General features: G+C 54.8%; 18 protein-coding genes and 2 pseudogenes. 17 read left to right on the top strand and 3 right to left on the bottom strand.

Going from position 1 to position 18784, the window contains the following annotated elements; genetic code table 11:
* A pseudogene (locus tag ACTHTQ_RS10710) lies at nucleotides 1–106 on the bottom strand (IS5/IS1182 family transposase); the annotation flags it as partial.
* Nucleotides 107–169: 63 nt separating this feature from the next.
* Between ACTHTQ_RS10710 and ACTHTQ_RS10705 the strand changes: the two are divergent.
* The 5 genes and pseudogenes from ACTHTQ_RS10705 to ACTHTQ_RS10685 form a co-directional block, all read left to right on the top strand.
* A pseudogene (locus ACTHTQ_RS10705) lies at nucleotides 170–394 on the top strand (capsular polysaccharide export protein, LipB/KpsS family); the annotation flags it as partial.
* A 367-nt stretch (nucleotides 395–761) separates the two neighbouring features.
* A complete protein-coding gene (locus tag ACTHTQ_RS10700) occupies nucleotides 762–2168 on the top strand; it encodes a hypothetical protein (protein WP_440363908.1) in 1407 nt (468 codons plus the stop codon).
* A gap of 222 nt (nucleotides 2169–2390) precedes the next feature.
* Nucleotides 2391–3605, top strand: a complete 1215-nt coding sequence (gene gltS, locus ACTHTQ_RS10695) for a sodium/glutamate symporter (RefSeq protein WP_003683777.1) — start codon at nucleotides 2391–2393, stop codon at nucleotides 3603–3605.
* 105 nt (nucleotides 3606–3710) lie between these two features.
* Nucleotides 3711–4733 carry a lysozyme inhibitor LprI family protein gene (locus ACTHTQ_RS10690; RefSeq protein ID WP_440363907.1) on the top strand — a complete coding sequence of 341 codons (1023 nt, stop codon included), beginning with the start codon at nucleotides 3711–3713 and terminating at the stop codon, nucleotides 4731–4733.
* Nucleotides 4734–4787: 54 nt separating this feature from the next.
* On the top strand, nucleotides 4788–5783 hold the full coding sequence (locus tag ACTHTQ_RS10685) for a S49 family peptidase (protein ID WP_440363906.1): 996 nt from the start codon (nucleotides 4788–4790) through the stop codon (nucleotides 5781–5783).
* A 192-nt stretch (nucleotides 5784–5975) separates the two neighbouring features.
* Here the strand turns inward: ACTHTQ_RS10685 and pdxA are convergent, their stop codons facing one another.
* Nucleotides 5976–6980 carry a 4-hydroxythreonine-4-phosphate dehydrogenase PdxA gene (gene pdxA, locus ACTHTQ_RS10680; RefSeq protein WP_440363905.1) on the bottom strand — a complete coding sequence of 335 codons (1005 nt, stop codon included), beginning with the start codon at nucleotides 6978–6980 and terminating at the stop codon, nucleotides 5976–5978.
* Nucleotides 6981–7137: 157 nt separating this feature from the next.
* Entirely contained in the window at nucleotides 7138–7668 is a 531-nt protein-coding gene (locus ACTHTQ_RS10675) for a cytochrome b (protein WP_440363904.1), read from the bottom strand.
* 233 nt (nucleotides 7669–7901) lie between these two features.
* On the opposite strand from ACTHTQ_RS10675, the gene ACTHTQ_RS10670 reads away from it, so the two are divergent.
* The 12 genes from ACTHTQ_RS10670 to ACTHTQ_RS10615 all read left to right on the top strand — a co-directional run.
* Nucleotides 7902–9431 carry an ABC transporter permease gene (locus tag ACTHTQ_RS10670; protein ID WP_440363903.1) on the top strand — a complete coding sequence of 510 codons (1530 nt, stop codon included), beginning with the start codon at nucleotides 7902–7904 and terminating at the stop codon, nucleotides 9429–9431.
* Between the two features lie 114 nt (nucleotides 9432–9545).
* Nucleotides 9546–10109, top strand: coding sequence for a hypoxanthine-guanine phosphoribosyltransferase (locus tag ACTHTQ_RS10665; protein WP_063068536.1), 564 nt, complete (start codon nucleotides 9546–9548; stop codon nucleotides 10107–10109).
* A gap of 58 nt (nucleotides 10110–10167) precedes the next feature.
* The gene (locus ACTHTQ_RS10660; protein ID WP_440363902.1) at nucleotides 10168–10596 is read left to right on the top strand and encodes a PTS sugar transporter subunit IIA; all 429 of its coding nucleotides are present in this window, start codon (nucleotides 10168–10170) and stop codon (nucleotides 10594–10596) included.
* Nucleotides 10597–10640: 44 nt separating this feature from the next.
* Nucleotides 10641–10910 carry an HPr family phosphocarrier protein gene (locus ACTHTQ_RS10655; protein ID WP_003683718.1) on the top strand — a complete coding sequence of 90 codons (270 nt, stop codon included), beginning with the start codon at nucleotides 10641–10643 and terminating at the stop codon, nucleotides 10908–10910.
* Nucleotides 10910–12673 carry a phosphoenolpyruvate--protein phosphotransferase gene (gene ptsP / locus ACTHTQ_RS10650; RefSeq protein WP_440363901.1) on the top strand — a complete coding sequence of 588 codons (1764 nt, stop codon included), beginning with the start codon at nucleotides 10910–10912 and terminating at the stop codon, nucleotides 12671–12673. Before ACTHTQ_RS10655 ends, ptsP begins: the two co-directional genes overlap by 1 nt.
* A gap of 459 nt (nucleotides 12674–13132) precedes the next feature.
* Nucleotides 13133–14248: an ABC transporter substrate-binding protein gene (locus ACTHTQ_RS10645; RefSeq protein ID WP_440363900.1), complete on the top strand. Its 1116-nt coding sequence runs from the start codon at nucleotides 13133–13135 to the stop codon at nucleotides 14246–14248.
* 127 nt (nucleotides 14249–14375) lie between these two features.
* Entirely contained in the window at nucleotides 14376–14513 is a 138-nt protein-coding gene (locus ACTHTQ_RS10640; RefSeq protein WP_440363899.1) for a hypothetical protein, read from the top strand.
* A gap of 181 nt (nucleotides 14514–14694) precedes the next feature.
* Nucleotides 14695–15741 carry a FecCD family ABC transporter permease gene (locus ACTHTQ_RS10635; RefSeq protein ID WP_308888365.1) on the top strand — a complete coding sequence of 349 codons (1047 nt, stop codon included), beginning with the start codon at nucleotides 14695–14697 and terminating at the stop codon, nucleotides 15739–15741.
* A gap of 10 nt (nucleotides 15742–15751) precedes the next feature.
* Nucleotides 15752–16519, top strand: coding sequence for an ABC transporter ATP-binding protein (locus tag ACTHTQ_RS10630; RefSeq protein WP_440363898.1), 768 nt, complete (start codon nucleotides 15752–15754; stop codon nucleotides 16517–16519).
* A 165-nt stretch (nucleotides 16520–16684) separates the two neighbouring features.
* The gene (locus ACTHTQ_RS10625; protein ID WP_440363897.1) at nucleotides 16685–17116 is read left to right on the top strand and encodes a plastocyanin/azurin family copper-binding protein; all 432 of its coding nucleotides are present in this window, start codon (nucleotides 16685–16687) and stop codon (nucleotides 17114–17116) included.
* A 138-nt stretch (nucleotides 17117–17254) separates the two neighbouring features.
* Nucleotides 17255–18520, top strand: coding sequence for a lipid IV(A) 3-deoxy-D-manno-octulosonic acid transferase (waaA, locus tag ACTHTQ_RS10620; protein ID WP_440363896.1), 1266 nt, complete (start codon nucleotides 17255–17257; stop codon nucleotides 18518–18520).
* A 38-nt stretch (nucleotides 18521–18558) separates the two neighbouring features.
* Nucleotides 18559–18784: helix-turn-helix domain-containing protein (locus tag ACTHTQ_RS10615; protein ID WP_440363895.1), on the top strand; the 226-nt coding region annotated here is incomplete at its 3' end.

Genomic DNA, 18784 nt, shown 5'->3' with positions numbered 1-18784 from the left:
GTTCGATCGGTTGCCAATCAATCACCTGATCCAACTTCAATAGTGGGAAGCGGTCGATGTGTTTGGCAATCATGGCTTGTGCGGTTTGTTGGAAGAAGGTACTCATGAGAAATCCCCTAAATGTCTTAGTAGGAACTTAGGGGATTTTGGGGGATTTTGCAAAGGTCTCAATATGCCAGTTAAGGTTCTTGGTCGTGCCTATTATGATATTCCCGGCATTACTGACCAAAATACCTTGGCAGAATTTTGGAATCATCCGACACCGCCTGACAAAGAGCTGTTTCATGCCTACCGTATGTACCACCTCAACGTAACCCAAATTAACGGCAACTTCTACAGTCAGGTCTTTTTCCTCAACAAAAACTCTTCCGACTCTTCCACACCAGCAATCTGACTTAGCGAAGGAAAGTTCAGGCCGTCTGAAAACATTTCAGACGGCCTGAAGCAATCAATATCTTAGCTACTGCCATGTAAATAAAACACAAAACCCTGCATTTATCATTAACAATAAATTACAAAAACAGTATAATGACCGAGCTGTCATGAGCGCATACCGACTCAACCTGAGCCCTTTGTAACGCACAAAATATGGATGTACCCCCAGGCAAAACAATATAACAAGCCAAGCATCCTAAAGATAAGCCAGCAAGGCAATACACTCTACAAAACTATGCCGAGCAATATTTTTACAAAGCCCTCAACCGGTATCGCCGCCCATATGCCGCAGCATCCGTCTTCCACTTTATATCCGCCCGCAAACCATGACCGCCGCTCCTGATATCCTCTACCGGCAAGCCGCCGCCCTTTTGGAACAATCCAATACCGCCCAAGCCCTGCCCCTGCTGCAACAGGCCGCAGAGCAGGGATATACGGAAGCTGCTTTTGTATTGGGCGACCATCTGCTGCAAAACGGTCATCCGGAGCAGGCACTTCCATGGCTGGAAGCCGCCGCGGCCCAACGCCATCCCAAGGCACTCTTTATCCTGCTACAACAACGCGAACACAACGGCACCCCGACCGGACAGCTTCTTAACGAATACGCCTGGCTGGGTGAGCAAGGTTACCTCGAAGCCCAATTAATCCTCATGCGTTACCATGCGCAACGCAACGATCCACAATCGCTCTACTGGGCGGAGCTTGCCGCCGCCCGATATGCCGCGCCTGCTTATTACCATCTGGCACGCCATCATCAACGCCAAGGCGACGTTGCGACAGCCATCGAACAATACGAAAAAGCGGCCGCGCTCGGCGTGACTGCCGCCTGCTGGCAACTCGGTAAAATTTATTTCTACGGCACAGGTGTCAGCCCCAATCACGCACAAGCTGAACATTATCTCGAACAAGCCGCGCAAGCCGGCCACATCGCCGCACAAACCCTACTGGCCGACCTTCTTGCCGCCCAACGCAAACCCGAAGCCTTAAAATGGTATCGTCGTGCCGCCGATAAGGAGCAAGCGGAAGCACAGGCCAAGCTGGCCCAATACGCCCTGACCGGCGAACTCTCCGAACGCGATCCGTTCCAAGCGGCACGATATGCCAAAGCCGCTGCCGAGAAAAACCATCCCGAAGCGCTGAAAATCATGGGCGACCTCTACCGCTACGGCCTCGGTATCAAAGCCGACAACCATATCGCGCATGATTACTACCACTGTGCAGCCGCACTGGGTTCTGCCGCCGCAGCACAAAAACTCATCAGCGACGCCGCGCTGTACCATCCGCAACAATACGAACAAATCAAAACTACCGCCCTGCAACAACAACAAACCGAAACCACATACCGTTTGGCGGAAGCACAAGCCAATGCCATCGGCCGTCCCGCCGACTATAATGCCGCGCGCAAAAATTACATGGAAGCTGCCGAGTTCCACCATAAAAACGCGGCGGCAGCCTTAGGCCGCATCTACCATTACGGCCTCGGTACGGCGCAAGATCCTCGGGCGGCTGCACACTGGTACGCCATTGCTGCCGAACAAAACCACCCTTCCGCCCAATACCACCTTGCCTGTTTTTACTATCACGGGCAAGGTGTCGGCTGTCATGTTCCGACCGCCTGCTACTGGCTGCAGGCCGCCATCAGCAACGGCCACACTTCGGCCGAATCATTAACATCCCTATTAGAACAATGGCGCCGCGAAGCGCACCATGCCATCGGGCAAAAGACCGTCTGAAAAGATTTACACTCGCATTTTTTGACAATCTTTAACTATTCCCCTAATATTTGCCAGTTATTTTTCACGGACACATCATTGTTTTCATTTCTTTCTGAAAACACCTTGCCTTGTCCGCGCATCAATACCATGACACTCGGCGGATAACGCCAAGCGTTGAAACACACTGCATCCGGAACAAAAACGGATGCTCGGAAAAACATTTCTAGGAGGTGAAACAACATGGAATGGGAATTCAACAGTTATTACACACTGATTGCCGCCACGCTCGTGTTGCTGGTTGGTAAATTTCTGGTTCAAAAAATCAAATTCTTAAGAGACTTCAATATTCCCGAGCCGGTCGCCGGCGGTTTGGTTGCCGCTATCGTCCTGTTCGCCCTGCATGAAGCCTACGGCGTCAGCTTCAAATTTGAAAAACCGCTGCAAGATGCGTTCATGCTCATCTTCTTTACGTCCATCGGTTTGAGCGCCGACTTCTCCCGTTTGAAAGCGGGCGGTTTGCCTTTGGTTATCTTTACCGCCGTGGTGGGTGCATTCATCATCGTCCAAAACTTCGTCGGTGTCGGCTTGGCGAGCGCATTGGGCTTGGATCCGCTGATTGGCCTGATTACCGGTTCGATTACCCTGACCGGTGGTCACGGTACAGCCGGCGCATGGGGTCCTGACTTTGAAAGCAAATTCGGCCTGACCGGCGCAACCGGTTTGGGTATGGCTTCTGCAACATTCGGCCTGGTATTCGGCGGTTTGATCGGCGGTCCTGTTGCACGCCGTCTGATCAACAAAATGGGTCGTAAACCTGTCGTCAAAACTGCCAAATCCGACGACAACGATGTTGCCGACGACATCTTCGAAAAAGCACAACGTACACGCCTGATTACGGCTGACTCCGCTGTCGAAACGCTCGCGATGTTTGCCGCATGTTTGGCTTTTGCCGAAATCGTCGACGGCTACGACAAAGCCTTCTTCGACCTGCCTAAATTCGTATGGTGTCTGTTTGCAGGTGTGGTCATCCGCAACGTCCTGACTGCAACTTTCAAAGTCAATATGTTCGACCGCGCCATCGACGTATTCGGTAACGCCTCCCTGTCGCTCTTCCTTGCCATGGCTCTTCTGAACCTGAAACTGTGGGAATTGACCGGTCTGGCAGGCCCTGTGACCATCATCTTGGCCGTACAAACCGTCGTGATGATTCTGTACGCCACTTTCGTTACCTACGTCTTCATGGGTCGCGACTACGACGCTGCCGTATTGGCGGCAGGCCACTGCGGCTTCGGTTTGGGTGCCACCCCGACCGCCGTTGCCAACATGCAGTCCATTACCCAAACTTTCGGCCCGTCGCACAAAGCCTTCCTGATTGTACCTATGGTCGGCGCCTTCTTCGTTGACTTGCTCAACGCCGCCATCCTCTCCGGCTTTGTCAGCGTCATCAAAGGCTGATACGTCTGACATAGAAAAGCACTTGCCGCATTTACTTGCTGCAAGTGCTTTTGTTATGATAGGCACGTCAGGCCGTCTGAAAGGCCGTCATCTTCAGGAGTACCTATGTACAAAAAAACCGCTTCCGTATTGATTTTAAGCACGATTCTTCTTGCCGCATGCAGCAAAGAAGAGCCGAAAGCCGCGCTTGATTGCGCCCAACCGGCCACACTGCAAAACATCCGTACCACCATCGAAGACACCCTCAAACAACAAGCGCGCTCCTTTGCCCGCAATGACAACCGCCAATTCGTCGATGCCGACAAAATCATCGCCGCCGGCCTCGAATTAGAAACCCTGCTTGAAGACCCCAAAGAAACCGAAGACAACGGCAAAGCCATCTGCCGCGCCAACCTCAAAATCCGCATTCCCGATACCATCCTCAAAACAGCCATAGACAACAGCCCGCTGATTTACGGCAATACCCCGTTGTCCGACATGCTTGAACAAAAACTGATGGGCAGCAACCTGACTTTTGAAAACAACACGTTCAGCACCACCCTGCTCTATACCCCCGACAAAGACGGCAAACCGGTTCTCGAAGACAACACCCTGAGCACCACAGCCCAAACCCTTTCCGCCACCCTGCTGCCCTACGGCGTGAAAAGCATCGTCATGATAGACGGCAAGCCTGTATCCAAAGAGCAGGCCATCAAGCTGCTGCAAAACCAAAATACGGAAGAGCCGCCGACTGTCAATCCGCAAGACATCCTTGAAAACAACGCCGCCAGCCAAGCCGTCGGCTTGACCGATGATGATGACAATTCAGACTACGAAGTCCTGCGTCCTGACCGTAAAACTCCGCGCAACGAGCCGCCCGGCCTCAGCCAAAGCGAACTTGACAACGCGCGTGCGCAAAACCGTCAAGCTGACGGCGAGATCAACGACCTCTGGGGCGGCATGGACAGCGATGTCAAACAACAAATCCTCGGCGAACAACGCGCCTGGATTCAAAGCAAAAAACTCAACTGCCAACAAGCCGCCGCGTCTGCAGACAACGCCGCGCAAGCAGAATACCTGCGCCTGCAGTGTGAAACCCGCATGACCCGCGAACGTACGCAATACCTGCGCGGCTATTCCATCAACTAAAACCGATAAGGCCGTCTGAACATTCAGACGGCCTACAAGAAAGCACATAACATCATGCAATACCGAATCCACCGTGAAGGCGATGCCCCAAACACACCATCTTCAGCCTCCACACCCGTTGACAACTGGGAGCGCAACACCCTGCGCGAAGTCCTCCTCGCCGCCTACCAAGAACAACGCCGCGCCCGCATTTGGCGCAATATCTGGCGCGGCGTCGCCGTCCTCATCTTTCTCAGCCTGATCTTCGGCCTTGCAGAAGAAGAAGGAAAAACCACGAACATCCACGCCCGCAGCGAACACACCGCCGTTATCGACCTGACCGGCGAAATCGGCAACGACATCGACGACCAAGTCCAAATCCTGCGCGACAGCATGGAAGCCGCCTACGAAAACGGCAACGCCAAAGCCATCATCATCCACGCCAACAGCCCCGGCGGTTCGCCTGTCGTGTCCAACACGGCCTTTAACGAAGTCCGCCGCCTCAAAGCCGAACACAAAGACATCCCTGTTTACCTCGTTGCCGAAGACATGTGCGCTTCCGGCTGCTACTATATTGCCGCCGCAGCCGACAAAATTTACGCCGACCCTTCCAGCATTGTCGGCAGCATCGGCGTGATCGGCGGCGGTTTCGACTTTACCGGCCTGATGGACAAAGCCGGTGTCAAACGCCGTCTGAAAACCGCCGGCAGCAACAAAGGCATGGGCGACCCTTTCACACCTGAAACGCCGGCGCAAACCCAAATCTGGGAAAGCATGTTGGGCGATATCCACCAAGAATTTATCAAAGCCGTCAAACTCGGCCGTGGCGCAAGGTTGAAAGACAAACAGTATCCCGATGTTTTCAGCGGCCGCATCTACACCGGCAAAGAAGCCAAACAGGTCGGCCTGATTGACGACTTCGGCAGCATTTACAGCGTTGCCCGCGATGTTGTCAAAGCCCCCGAGCTGGTCAACTACACGCCGCAAGACGATTTCAGCAAAATGCTCAGCCGCCGCTTCGGAGCGGAAGTGAAGGCCAAAGTCAAAGAAACTTTGTCTGAAATTTGGTAAACCAAAAAAAACCAAAGGCCGTCTGAAATCCAAAACATGGGGATTTCAGACGGCCTTTTTATATGGTTTTTCAAATAAAGTGCAGATTATTGCCCAAACATTTATCGGCTTCATCAAACCGACAGGCAAATATCCCCTGATGATGCTTTTACGGGAACACATTACGCCAGCAAACGATTAAACCTCCACGCTTCAGACGGCCTGCTTCTGCATATTATGCGCCATATCAAGCGCGGCGAGGACGGCAGTAATCAGGCTGCCGGAATCGGCTTTGCCCGTGCCTGCCAAGTTCAAGGCCGTGCCATGATCGACAGAGGTGCGGATAAAGGGCAGGCCGAGGGTGATATTCACGCCTTCGCCGAAACCGGCATATTTGAGCACCGGCAGCCCTTGGTCGTGGTACATGGCGAGGACGGCATCGGCATCTTTGAGCAGGAAGGGTTGGAACACGGTATCGGCCGGATAAGGGCCGCGTGCGTCTATGCCTTCGGCCTGCAGGGCATGAAGCGCCGGAATAATGGTGTCGATTTCTTCGTGTCCCAAATGGCCGCCTTCGCCCGCGTGGGGATTAAGGCCGGTAACGAGGATGACCGGTTTGGCTATGCCGAACTTATGGCGCAGGTCGTGTTCAAGAATGCGGACAACCGACTCGATCAAAGGCTTCGTGATGGCGGCGGAAATGTCTTTCAGCGGCAGATGAGTGGTGACTAATGCCACACGCAGGCCGCCGCCGGTCAGCATCATGACGACTTGTTCGGTATGGCTTTTTTCAGCAAGGTATTCGGTATGGCCGCTGAAAAAGCCGTTGCCTGCGTGGGCATCGTTGATGATGCCTTTATGCAGCGGCGCGGTCACCATACCGGCAAACAGGCCGTCTGAAATGCCTTGATACGCCGTATCCAGCAGTCGGAGCACATACGCGGCATTGACAGGATTGAGTTCGCCCGCCCGACACTCGGCATCTAAAGGAATATGCAGGACTTCGAGTTCACCCTTGGGCAACGGTTCAGCCGCTTGGGCTTGAAAGTCGCGCAGGATGACGGATTTGCCGAGTTGTTCGGCCCTTTGCGCCAACAGGTTTTTGTCGCACAAAACAACGGGGCGGCAAGGAAGGTCGGCGAAAGCCAAATCAAGGCAGATGTCGGGGCCGATGCCGGCCGGTTCGCCGGAGGTGATGGCGAGGATGGGAGCAGTCATGGTGTTTCTCGGTACGGTTTACAGTATGTTAGACAACGTCAGGCAAAATGCCTGCCCTACTTTTGCAGATTAACACAAATACAAAAAGGCCGTCTGAAAACAGTTTTTGCTTGGTCAAACTGTTTTCAGACGGCCTTGAATGTTTACCATTTTACACTTAAGAACGGCGGCCGATCATGCGGTACAAAACGTCGTGGCCTTGAATGCGGTGGGCGACAACCATGGCGATGTGGCCGGCGACAAGCGCGAAGAGCAGCCAGCCGAGTTTGCCGTGCGCCATATTGCCGAGATTGGACATCCATTCGATTTTCTCTGGCGAACCCTGCATCACTTCGACACCGAATACTTTCAACGGGCCGCGACCGCCGCCGTATTGGCGGATCATGCCGATAACGGGAACGGCAAGCATGAGGACGTAAAGGGCAAGGTGGCCTGCTTTGGCGGCAAAGCTGTCGGCGGCAGGACGTTTGGACGCATTGAGCAAAGCCCAAACAATGCGCACGGCAATCACCAGCAGCGTGATGAAACCGATGGATTTATGCACGCCGAAGAGCGATTTGACCCATTCTTCGCCATCGTAGATGGTCCAAACGGTAATGGTGGAGAGGATGCCGATGAAACCGAGTACGGTCAGCCAGTGCAACGCGCGCGCAACGGCATCGTAGGTTTGTGGACGTGTAGCGGTCATAATGTTTCCTTGTTTTTGATTTGTTTGGTTTTTTGAATCGGCGGCATTGTAACAAAAATGCCCAACCAATTATGTTGCCTTTTTGAAGAGATTTCGTAAATGTTTGGAAAATTTGAAGAAACGGCGGTTTTACCCGTCAGGCTGCACAGGCCGTCTGAAAACAAAGGCAGGAATACCACCTTCTATGCCGAACTCGGGCTAAAATAGGCGTTTTTATTCTCGGGTACGCATCGATGCAGGTTTGGATTCGGCGGTTTGCGCTGTTGCTTCTGCCTTTGGGTTTCTTGGCGGTCATGGTGGCCGCGCCTTTGCTGTCGCTGGCGTTTTACGACGGCGAAGGCGCTTGGGCGGAAGTGGTGGCTGATGACTATATGCGCCTGCGCTTGGGCTGGACGGTGGCGCAGGCGGTTTTGACCTGTGTCTTGGTCACGGCTTTGGGCGTGCCTGCGGCGTGGGTGCTGGCGCGGATGGACTTTGCCGGGCGGCGCACGGTTTTACGCCTGCTGATGCTGCCTTTTGTGATGCCGACTTTGGTGGCAGGCATGGGTGTGCTCGCCTTGTTTGGCGCACACGGCATGCTGGCGGCAGGTTGGCAGGACACACCGTGGCTGCTGATTTACGGCAACGTGTTTTTCAACCTACCGGTTTTGGTGCGCTCGGCGTATCAGGGATTTGTGCGTGTGCCGCAGGCGCGGTTGCTGTCGGCGCAATCTTTGGGCGCGGATGCGTGGCGGCGGTTTGCCTGGGTCGAATGGCCGGTGGTGCGTGCGTGGGTTGCCGGCGGCGCGTGCCTGGTATTTTTATATTGTTTTTCAGGCTTCGGGCTGGCCTTGCTGCTCGGCGGCGAACGTTTTGCAACGGTGGAAGTGGAAATCTACCGGCTGGTGGCGTATGAGTTGGACATGGCGCGTGCGTCGGTGTTGGTGTGGCTGGTGCTGGCGGTCACGGCGGCGGCAGGCGGTTTGTATGCGTATTGGAGCAGGCGCGTGGCTGTGGATAAGTCGGTCTCGCCTTTGCCTCCGCGTGCGCCGATATGGGCTTGGGAAAAATGGCTGACGGCAACGGTATTGGCCATGTTGGCAGTGTGCTGCCTGCTGCCTTTGGCGGCGGTATGGCTCAAGGCGGTATCGGCAGGCTCTTCGTGGGCAGTCTTGCTGGAAGCACAAACGTGGGCGGCGGTGTGGAACACCGTCCGTTTCTCTTCGGCAGCCGTGGCGGCGGCGACGGTTTTGGGCGTGCTGTATGCGGCGGCGGCACGGCAAATGGCGTGGTTGCGCGCACTGATGTTTTTGCCGTTTATGGTGTCGCCCGTGTGCATCGCGTTCGGCGTATTGTTGCTCTATCCGCAGTGGACGGCTTCGCTGTGGCTGCTGACCGCGACTTACGCGCTGTTGGCGTATCCGTTTGTGGCCAAAGACGTATTGGCCGTGTGGGACGGTTTGCCCAAAGATTACGCGGCGGCGGCGCGTACCATGGGCGCAAACGGTTTTCAGACGGCCTGTTATGTCACCGCACCTTTATTGAAACCGGCTTTACGGCGCGGCCTGACTTTGGCTTCGGCAACGTGTATCGGCGAATTTGCGGCCACATTATTCCTGTCGCGCCCCGAATGGCAGACGCTGACCACTTTGATTTACGATTATCTCGGACGCGCCGGTGCGGACAATTACGGACGGGCGATGGTGTTGACGGCGGTATTGACCGCTTTGGCTTTGACGGCATTTTTGCTGGTAGACGAAGCGGAAGGGCAAAAGGCCGTCTGAACGTGGTCGGCTCAAATCCCCTTCACTTTCACTACACTATTGCCGCGCCTTGTATCGAAAATTGATTGAATCCGCTATATAATTTGTTTTTAACCGCACTCAACACGACCTATCATGACCGACTTAGAAACCAAACGTCTTGAAACCCAAGCCATGCTGGACAATGCCGACTTGCTGTTTGACCAAGAACAATGCCGCGCGGCCTTGCAAAAAGTTGCCGACGACATCACCCGCGACTTGGGCGGCAAATACCCCCTGCTCCTGCCTGTAATGGGTGGCGCGGTGGTGTTTACAGGACAGCTGCTGCCGCTGTTGCGTTTCCCTTTGGACTTTGACTACGTCCACGTTTCCCGCTACGGCGACAAACTCGCAGGCGGCGCGTTCAACTGGAAACGCATGCCCGACCCCGAGCAAATCAAAGGCCGTCATGTAGTCGTTTTGGACGACATCTTGGACGAAGGCCACACCATGGCCGCCATTCAGGAAAAACTGTTGGAAATGGGCGCGGCAAGCTGCCGTGCGGCCGTGTTTGCCAACAAGCTGATCGACAAAGAAAAACCGACCAAAGCCGATTATGTCGGTTTGGACGTACCCAACCGCTACGTCTTCGGCTACGGTATGGATGCCGCCGGCTGCTGGCGCAACCTCGGCGAAATCTACGCCTTAAACAATAAATAAAACAAAGGCCGTCTGAAAAATTTTCAGACGGCCTCAACCCCCATACTAGGAACACATCATGATAGGTTTGTTAATCATTACACATGAAACCATAGGTGAAGCCTATCGCGGTTTGGCCGACCATTTCTTTCCCAACGGTTTCCCCGAAAATCTCCACATCCTCGGCGTACAGCCTAACGAAGATCAAAACGACATCATCAACAACGCCATCGCCGCATTGCAGGAATTTCCCGACAACCGCGGTGTGCTGATCATGACCGACATCTTCGGCGCAACCCCGTGCAACGCCGCACGCCGACTGGTGCGCGAAAACAAATCCGCCATCCTGACCGGCCTCAACGCCCCGATGATGATTAAAGCCATCCAATACTCATCACAAGCAGAAAACCTCTCCGACTTCACTGAAACCGTCAAAGAAGCCGCCATCCGGGGCATTTTCGCCATTACATCCGCACCTGAAGACCTGGTGCGCAAAGAAAACGGCTAAGGCCGTCTGAAAACATTCACTTTACGAACATTTAGGGGACATCCATGCTCAAACAAGAAATCGAAATCATCAACAAACTCGGCCTGCACGCACGCGCCTCCAGCAAATTCACCCAAACCGCCTCCCAATTCCAAAGCGAAGTCTGGGTCACCAAAAACGGCAACCGCGTCAACGGCAAAAGCATCATGGGCCTGATGATGCTGGCCGCCGCCAAAGGCACCGTGATTGAACTGGAAACAGAAGGCGCAGACGAAGCCGCCGCCATGCAGGCGTTGACCGACCTCATCAACGACTACTTCGGCGAGGGCGAATAATGAGCATCGTCCTACACGGTGTAGCCGCAGGCAAAGGCATTGCCATCGGCCACGCCCACCTCATCACGCGCGGCACAACGGAAGTCCCCCAATACGACATCGATGCCGACAAACTCGATGCCGAAGTTGCACGTTTCGACAACGCCATCAAAGCCACGCGCAAAGAATTGGAACAACTGCGCGGCGCGATTCCCGAAAACGCCCCGACCGAATTGGGCGCGTTCATCTCTCTGCACCTGATGCTGTTGACCGACGTCACCCTCTCGCGCGAACCCATCGACATTTTGCGCGAGCAGAAAATCAACGCCGAATGGGCTTTGAAACAGCAAAGCGACAAACTCGCCGCCCAGTTCGACAGCATCGACGACGACTACCTGCGCGAACGCAAGCAGGACATGCTCCAAGTCGTCCGCCGCATCCACAACAACCTTGTCGGCCAAAGCAACGAAATCAACCTCGCAGGCAGCCTGTTTGACGACACCGTCCTCATCGCGCACGACCTCTCGCCTGCCGATACCGTATTGTTCAAAGAGCAGCACATTACCGCCTTCGTGACCGATGCCGGCGGCCCGACCAGCCACACCGCCATCTTGGGCCGCAGCCTCGACATCCCGTCCGTCATCGGCCTGCACAACGCCCGCAAACTCATCACCGAAAACGAAATCGTCATCGTCGACGGCATCAACGGCATCCTCATCATCGATCCGGACGAAGTCGTCCTCAACGAATACCGCCGCCTCGCCCGCGAATACCGCAGCCACAAGCGCGAACTCAACAAAATCAAAAAAACCGCCGCCACCACGGCCGACGGCATCAACATCGAACTTTTGGCCAACATCGAATCCGCCGAAGACATCAAAGCCCTGCACAACTTCGGCGCAGACGGCGTCGGCCTGTTCCGCAGCGAATTTCTTTATCTCAACCGCGACACCATGCCGTCTGAAGACGAGCAATACGAAGTGTACAGCGCGATTGTGAAAAAGATGAAAGGCAAAAGCATCACCATCCGCACCGTCGATTTGGGTGTCGATAAAAATCCGCGCTGGTTCGGCCAAAACAGCTCGCCCAACGGCAGCCTCAACCCCGCACTCGGCCTGACCGGCATCCGCCTGTGCCTCGCCGAGCCGGTCATGTTCCGCACCCAAATGCGCGCCATCCTCCGTGCCGCCGTCCACGGCCCCGTGCGCATGATGTGGCCGATGATTACGTCCATTTCCGAAGTGCGCCAATGCCTTATCCACTTGGACACGGCCCAACGCCAACTCGCCGAACGCGACGAAGCATTCGGCCCGGTCAGCATTGGCTGCATGATTGAAATCCCGTCCGCCGCCATGACCGTCGGCAGCATCCTCAAGCTCGTCGACTTCATCTCCATCGGCACCAACGACCTGATTCAATACCTCTTGTCGGTCGACCGCGGCGACGACAGCGTCAGCCACCTCTACCAACCCGGCCACCCTGCCGTCCTCAAAACGCTGCAACACATCATCCGCACGGCAAACCGCATGGAAAAAGGCGTATCCATCTGCGGTGAAATGGCCGGCGATACCGTCTTCACCCGACTGTTGCTCGGCATGGGCCTGCGCCGCTTCTCCATGAACCCAAACAACCTGCTTTCGGTTAAAAACATCATCCTGCACAGCCACACCGGCCATCTCGAAAACGATGCCGCCAAAATCCTGCGCTGCGAAGATCCGGAAAAAGCCGAGAAACTGATAAAAATCCTCAACCAAAGCGAACAGGCGGAATCACAGGCCGTCTGAACCTCTGGTAAGGGTGTGTTTCGATACACGCCCTTTTTATTCGTCCCCATTTTGGGTTTACGCCCGATTCTCCCTCAAGCCCCCTTCTCCCCTATTTCGCCATTTCAAAAACCAACCTTTTTCACTTTTCCCAAATATTGCTTACAGGCCGTCTGAATCCCAATTGCAAGGTTTCAGACGGCCTTGTTTTCAACCGAATACCTTTTATTTTTTTGCAATAAAAACCCTTTACCTATCCATTCCAGCTACTGCCCACTATGGCTTTAGGTACCCCATATCATTCCTTTTTACTAGGTCTTCAGTACACCCAAGCCCTATATAAACACTATCCCTTCGTTTTAATGATGAAACTTTTTATTTCGAAATATGTCTATCCCTACATTCACTTGAAAAAAGATTCAATATCTTGTAAATTTATAAAATGATAGTAATTATCATCATATTTTAAAGGAATGATTCATGAGATTGACGCAACTTTCTGCTTTGATTGCCGCCGCCGCTTTATCAGTCGGCTCCGTATCCGCTTTTGCCAAACCCGTTCAGCTGACCGATACCGTCGGCCGTAAGGTAACCGTCGACCTGCCTGCCAAGCGCGTGGTGTTGGGCTTCTACTACCAAGACTACATGGCCATCGGCGGTAAAACCGCGCTGGACAACGTCGTCGGTTTCTCCAAAGCAGTTTGGGCCGACTGGGCGCCGCCAAGCTGGGCAGCATTCAGCAAAGCCGTGCCTAAACTGAATCAGCTGACCGACGTGGGCGAAGTGGAAGTCGGCACTTTTTCGATTGAGAAAGTATTGGCGCTGAAACCTGATTTGCTGGTTTTGGCCGAATGGCAATACAAGGCTTTGGGTTCCGATCTCGACCGCATCAACAAAGCCGGCATCCCCATCGTCGTGTTGGACTACAACGCGCAAACGGTCGCCAAACACGTCCAATCGACCAAACTTATCGGCACGCTGACCGGCCAGCAGCAAAAGGCGGACAAGCTGGCGGCGGACTACAAACGCATCGCCGACACCATCCAGGCGCGCGTGAAAAAAGCCAACCTGCCCAAGCCTAAAGTGTATGTCGAGTTCGGCAACAAAGGCCCTGCGGAACACAGCGTTACCTTCGGCAAGAGCATGTGGGGTTCGATGGCGACGCTGGTCGGCGGCAACAATATCGCCGCTTCTTCGGTCGAATTCTACGGCCCGATCAATCCTGAAAAAGTCCTTGCCGCCAAACCCGACGTGATCGTGATTACCGGCCGCGAAACCGAATTGAAGAAAAACCCGGCCGCCATGGTGATGGGCTGGGGCATTCCGAAAGCGGAAGCGGAAAAACGCTTGGCAGGCTTTGCCAAACGCGCCGGCTGGGCCAACCTGCCTGCGATTAAAAACAACCGCCTCTACGCCGCCTACCACGCCAACTCGCGCACGCTGTCCGACAGCGCATCGATTCAGTTTATGGCCAAAGCGATTTATCCGCAGTTGTTTAAAGATTTCAACCCTGAGAAGACCTATATGGACTTCTACCGCCAAAACCTGCCTGTTGTACCAAACGGTACGTTCTACCTGTATCCGAAAGGGCAATAAGGCTGGTTTGCGGCTTTCAGACGACCTTTTTATGCGGAAGGTCGTCTGAAAGTAGTGTGGGTTTTGTACAGAACCGTAGCGTGGGCTTTGCCTGCGGGTGATGTTTGCGGGAATGATGGCAAGCGGTATGGGGGTTTCCCTGTTTTTCGTGGGCGAAGCCCACGCTACGACTTCCTATCGTGCCGAACAGAGAGCTTCAGGTGGGTTTGACTGTTTTACCCTCTCCCTAACCCTCTCCCACGAGGAGAGGGAATCGGATAACTGAAATTCAACTATTGTTGCGATTCCCTGCAATTTGTTCCCTCTCCCCGTGGGAGAGGGCAAAGCCGTTTTGGAACGCCGTTATCCCGATTTTCAAAAAAACCACCCTTCAAAACGGATACAGACAAAAGAGATGGTCGGGCATGGATGTCCGACCTTGTTCCTTAATTTCAAAGGTTTAAAAAATGAATGATTCGGTTGTCGCCGAGATTGTGAGAAACCAGCGCAAGTTGGAAGGCAAGCGTTGGTTGATTGTTTTGATGTTTTTAATCATCGCGGCGGTCAGTTTTTTATTCGACATCGCCACCGGCCCAGCGATGACAGACACGCTGCCGGTCGGCGAAGTGGTCAATGTTTTGCTGGGCAAACCCGAAGTCGATGAAATGAACCGCCTGATTGTGATGGATCTGCGCCTGCCGATTGCGGTAATGGCCTTGGTGGTCGGCGCGGCTTTGGGTGTCGGCGGCGCGGAAATTCAAACGCTGTTGAACAACCCGATGGCCAGCCCTTATACGCTGGGCTTGGCGGCGGCGGCAGGTTTGGGCGCGTCGGCGGTGATTGCGTTCGGCGGTTTCGGGCTGCCTGAAACGGTCGCCGTCCCCATCGGTGCGTTTGTGATGACCATGCTGGCTTCGGGCATCTTGTTTCTGTTTGCTTCGGCGCGCCGCTTTAATTCGGCGATGCTGGTGTTGGTGGGGATTGCGCTTTTGTTTCTGTTTCAGTCGATTCTGTCGCTGATTCAGTTTATCGCCGCGCCTGAGATTTCGCAGCAGATTCTGTTTTGGCTGTTCGGCAGCCTGACCAAGGCGACTTGGGAAACGGTCATCGTTACGGCGGCGGTTACGGCGGTATGCGTGTTTCTGCTTTCGCGCGATGTGTGGAAGCTGACTGCGCTGCGCCTGGGCGAAGAACGCGCCGTCGGGCTGGGCATTAATCTGCAACTTTTGCGCCTGAAAACGCTGGTGTTGGTGGCGGTGATGACGGCAACGGCAATCAGTTTTGTCGGCGTCATCGGCTTTATCGGCTTGGTTGCCCCGCATGTGGCGCGGATTCTTTTGGGCGAAGACCAACGTTTCTTCCTGCCCGGCGCAATGCTGGCAGGGGCGGCGTTTTTATCGGTGGCGAGCGTGTTGTCCAAGGTGATTATCCCCGGCGCGCTGTTTCCGGTGGGGATTGTTACGTCGTTTGTCGGCGTGCCGTTCTTCTTCTGGATTGTGTTAACGAAACGGTAGGTCGTCTGAAATGTTGAAACTTGAAAATGTTCATATCCGGCGCGGCGATTATGTGGTTGCCGACAATATCGATTTGACGCTGGAACAAGGCAAAGTCTATTCCGTGCTCGGCCCGAACGGCACGGGCAAATCCTCGCTGATGAAAACGATTTTTGGCGAAGTGGCGCACAAAGGCACCATCCGCTACGGCGACGAAGCGTTGAGCAAAATCCACCTGCAAAGCTGGCGCAAACGCATAGGCTATATGCCGCAGGACACCGCCGCCGAAGCCTCGCTGACCGCGCTGGAAGTCGTGTTGCTCGGCCGCATGGACGCGCTGCACATGCACGTCGGCGACGAACTGCTACACGAAGCCGCAAGTATCATGGCGGAGCTGGGCATCGGCCATCTGGCGCACCGCGACGTCATGCGGCTTTCCGGCGGACAGCGGCAGCTCGTCATGTTTGCCCAAGTCATGCTGCGCCGCCCCGAAATCCTGATGCTGGACGAACCGGTCAGCGCGCTGGATATGCGCCACCAGCTCAATCTTTTGGAACGCGTGGTGCAATACACGCACGAACACAATCTGGTTACGCTGATGGTGTTGCACGATTTGAGCCTCGCCGCGCAGTTTTCAGACGGCGTGATTCTGCTCGGCGAAGGCAAAGTACAGGCGCAGGGCGCGCCGCAGGACGTGTTACAGGCGGACATAATCGGCAGGCTGTACAAGGTGGATATCGAACTTTTATACGACAGCAAAGGCCTGCCCGTTATCCGCCCGATGCGGCAGAGTGCGTAACTTGACCGCTCCTGAAATGTCGGATTTGAGCATCCGGCCTGCGGACTCCCCGCAACTTATCCCCTCGCCCGCGGGAGAGGGTTAGGGAGAGGGCGGTAAGCCCAAGGCTTACTTCTTTGACCCATCAGCCCGCCCCATATTTTTTATCCTTAGAAAGGACTCCCCATGAAAAAATCCCTCTTCCTCCTCATGCTGACCGCTTCCCTTAGCGCATACGCTGCCAATCACGAAGTCAAAATGCTCGACAACGGCAAAGACGGCAGCATGGTGTTCGAACCCGGCTACGTCAACGCCAAAGTCGGCGACACCGTAACCTTCAAAGCCGCCAACAAAGGCCACTGGGTGCAAAGCAAAGCCCTGCCCGACGGCGTTGCCGACTTCTTGTCCGAAGACGGCAAAGACTTCACCCTCAAACTCGACAAAGAAGGCGTGTATGTCTATACCTGCCCGCCGCACCGCATGATGAACATGAGCGGCGTGATTCAGGTCGGCAAACCGGTGAACAAAGCCAAAGCGCAAGCCGTTGTCGATGAAATGGAAAACCGTGCCATGCAAAGCAAAGGCCGTCTGAAAAAATACATGGCGCAAGTGAAATAAACGCGTTTATACCTGCATCAAAGGCCATCTGAAACCTTTCAGACGGCCTGTTTCCTTTGCGTAAAACACGCATCAAAGCTATATCTTCCGTTTCAGTTTCCGATAAAATAGGCCTATTCCGACACAAGACCCGTAAGCATGATACGCCGCCTTTACGCCACGCTGTGGCACCTCGCCCCCTTCCTGATCCGCCGCCACCTGCGCCGCCGCGCCCTCAAATCCCCAGCCTATCTCGAGCATTGGGACGAGCGTTTCGGGCAGGCGTATCCCAATCCCGTACAACGCCCGATTTGGATACACGCCGTATCCGTCGGCGAAACGCGTGCGGCCGAACCTTTAGTTCAGGCATTGCGCCGCCATTTTCCCGACTCGCCGTTTTTGATTACCCAAATGACGCCGACCGGCCGCGCCACCGCGCAATCCCTGTTCCCCGATGCGCAATGCCGTTACCTGCCCTACGACAAATCCGAATGGGTCGCCCGATTTTTAGCCGAACACCGCCCCATCTGCGGCATTTTGATGGAAACAGAAATCTGGCCCAACCTGATGCACGGTTGCAAAGAAGCAGGCATTCCCCTCTTTTTGGCCAACGCGCGCCTCTCCGAAAAATCCCAACGCGGCTACCTCAAAATCCGCAAGCTGGTCGAGCCTGCCATGCAGAGCCTCTCCGGCTGCTTTGCCCAAACCGCCGCCGATGCCGAACGCCTGCACCTCATCGGCGCGTCCAACGTCCACGTCTGCGGCAATACCAAATACGACATCGCGCCCCCCGACGACTCGCGCCCGCTTGCCATCGCCTTTAAAGAACGCATCGGCGCACGCCCCGTCGTCGTCTGCGCCAGCACGCGCGTGTACAAAGGCACAGACGAAGCCGAGCTGCTCCTCAAAGCATGGCAGGGCTACCGCGGCAATGCCTTGCTGGTCATCGTACCGCGCCACCCTGAAAACTTTCAGACAGCCTACGATACCGCCAAATCGCTTGGTTATACCGTCCAAAAACGCAGCGACGGACAACCCGTTTCCCCCGATACACAGGTTTGGATAGGCGACAGCATGGGCGAACTGGCCGCCTACTACCTCAGCGCAGACATTGCCTTCGTCGGCGGCAGCCTCGTCGATGCCGGCTGCCAAAATATCATCGAACCCATCTCCTGCCGCGTCCCCACCCTCTTCGGCTACTCCAACTACAACTTCGCCCAAGCCTGCAAAGGCGCAGTCGAAGCCAAAGCCGCCGTCCGCGTCGAAACTGCCGAAGCCTGGTACAGAACCACGCGCCAATACCTCGACGACGAAACGCTGCGCCAACAGCTGATCAGCCACACCGAGCAATTCATTTCGCAACATCAAGGCGCCAGTGCCAAAATTGCCAAAGCGATTGCAGATTGTTTGAATTGTAGAAACTAGTAGCGTTGTTTACAGTATTTCCAGGAGAATACTGAAACATGAACATGCACAAAAACACCCGTCTCACCCCGCACCACCGTCAAGCCATTTGGCTGGCCTACACGCAGGGGAAGGAAAGCGTAACCTCCCTGGCACGTCGCTACCAAGTCAGCCGCGTCACCATTTACCGCGCACTTAAAGCCGCAAGGGGCAGACTGCTCAAACCCCAAACCAGTATCAACAACCGTTTCAAACAGGCAAAGTACGGAATGAAACGCCTGGCCA

It is taken from the genome of Neisseria sp. P0020.S003, assembly GCF_051957095.1.
Lineage (GTDB): Bacteria > Pseudomonadota > Gammaproteobacteria > Burkholderiales > Neisseriaceae > Neisseria > Neisseria subflava.
Note: the sequence above shows the minus strand (reverse complement) of the source record. Positions and strands in the feature narration are given on the sequence as shown.

Coding starts and splice junctions, on each gene's coding strand:
- ACTHTQ_RS10660 (WP_440363902.1), top strand. CDS start 10,168: ATGATAGGTTTGTTAATCATTACACATGAAACCATAGGTGAAGCCTAT.
- ACTHTQ_RS10665 (WP_063068536.1), top strand. CDS start 9,546: ATGACCGACTTAGAAACCAAACGTCTTGAAACCCAAGCCATGCTGGAC.
- ACTHTQ_RS10625 (WP_440363897.1), top strand. CDS start 16,685: ATGAAAAAATCCCTCTTCCTCCTCATGCTGACCGCTTCCCTTAGCGCA.
- pdxA (WP_440363905.1), bottom strand. CDS start 6,980: ATGACTGCTCCCATCCTCGCCATCACCTCCGGCGAACCGGCCGGCATC.
- ACTHTQ_RS10685 (WP_440363906.1), top strand. CDS start 4,788: ATGCAATACCGAATCCACCGTGAAGGCGATGCCCCAAACACACCATCT.
- gltS (WP_003683777.1), top strand. CDS start 2,391: ATGGAATGGGAATTCAACAGTTATTACACACTGATTGCCGCCACGCTC.
- ACTHTQ_RS10630 (WP_440363898.1), top strand. CDS start 15,752: ATGTTGAAACTTGAAAATGTTCATATCCGGCGCGGCGATTATGTGGTT.
- waaA (WP_440363896.1), top strand. CDS start 17,255: ATGATACGCCGCCTTTACGCCACGCTGTGGCACCTCGCCCCCTTCCTG.
- ACTHTQ_RS10645 (WP_440363900.1), top strand. CDS start 13,133: ATGAGATTGACGCAACTTTCTGCTTTGATTGCCGCCGCCGCTTTATCA.
- ACTHTQ_RS10635 (WP_308888365.1), top strand. CDS start 14,695: ATGAATGATTCGGTTGTCGCCGAGATTGTGAGAAACCAGCGCAAGTTG.
- ACTHTQ_RS10700 (WP_440363908.1), top strand. CDS start 762: ATGACCGCCGCTCCTGATATCCTCTACCGGCAAGCCGCCGCCCTTTTG.
- ptsP (WP_440363901.1), top strand. CDS start 10,910: ATGAGCATCGTCCTACACGGTGTAGCCGCAGGCAAAGGCATTGCCATC.
- ACTHTQ_RS10670 (WP_440363903.1), top strand. CDS start 7,902: ATGCAGGTTTGGATTCGGCGGTTTGCGCTGTTGCTTCTGCCTTTGGGT.
- ACTHTQ_RS10640 (WP_440363899.1), top strand. CDS start 14,376: ATGGGGGTTTCCCTGTTTTTCGTGGGCGAAGCCCACGCTACGACTTCC.
- ACTHTQ_RS10655 (WP_003683718.1), top strand. CDS start 10,641: ATGCTCAAACAAGAAATCGAAATCATCAACAAACTCGGCCTGCACGCA.
- ACTHTQ_RS10690 (WP_440363907.1), top strand. CDS start 3,711: ATGTACAAAAAAACCGCTTCCGTATTGATTTTAAGCACGATTCTTCTT.
- ACTHTQ_RS10675 (WP_440363904.1), bottom strand. CDS start 7,668: ATGACCGCTACACGTCCACAAACCTACGATGCCGTTGCGCGCGCGTTG.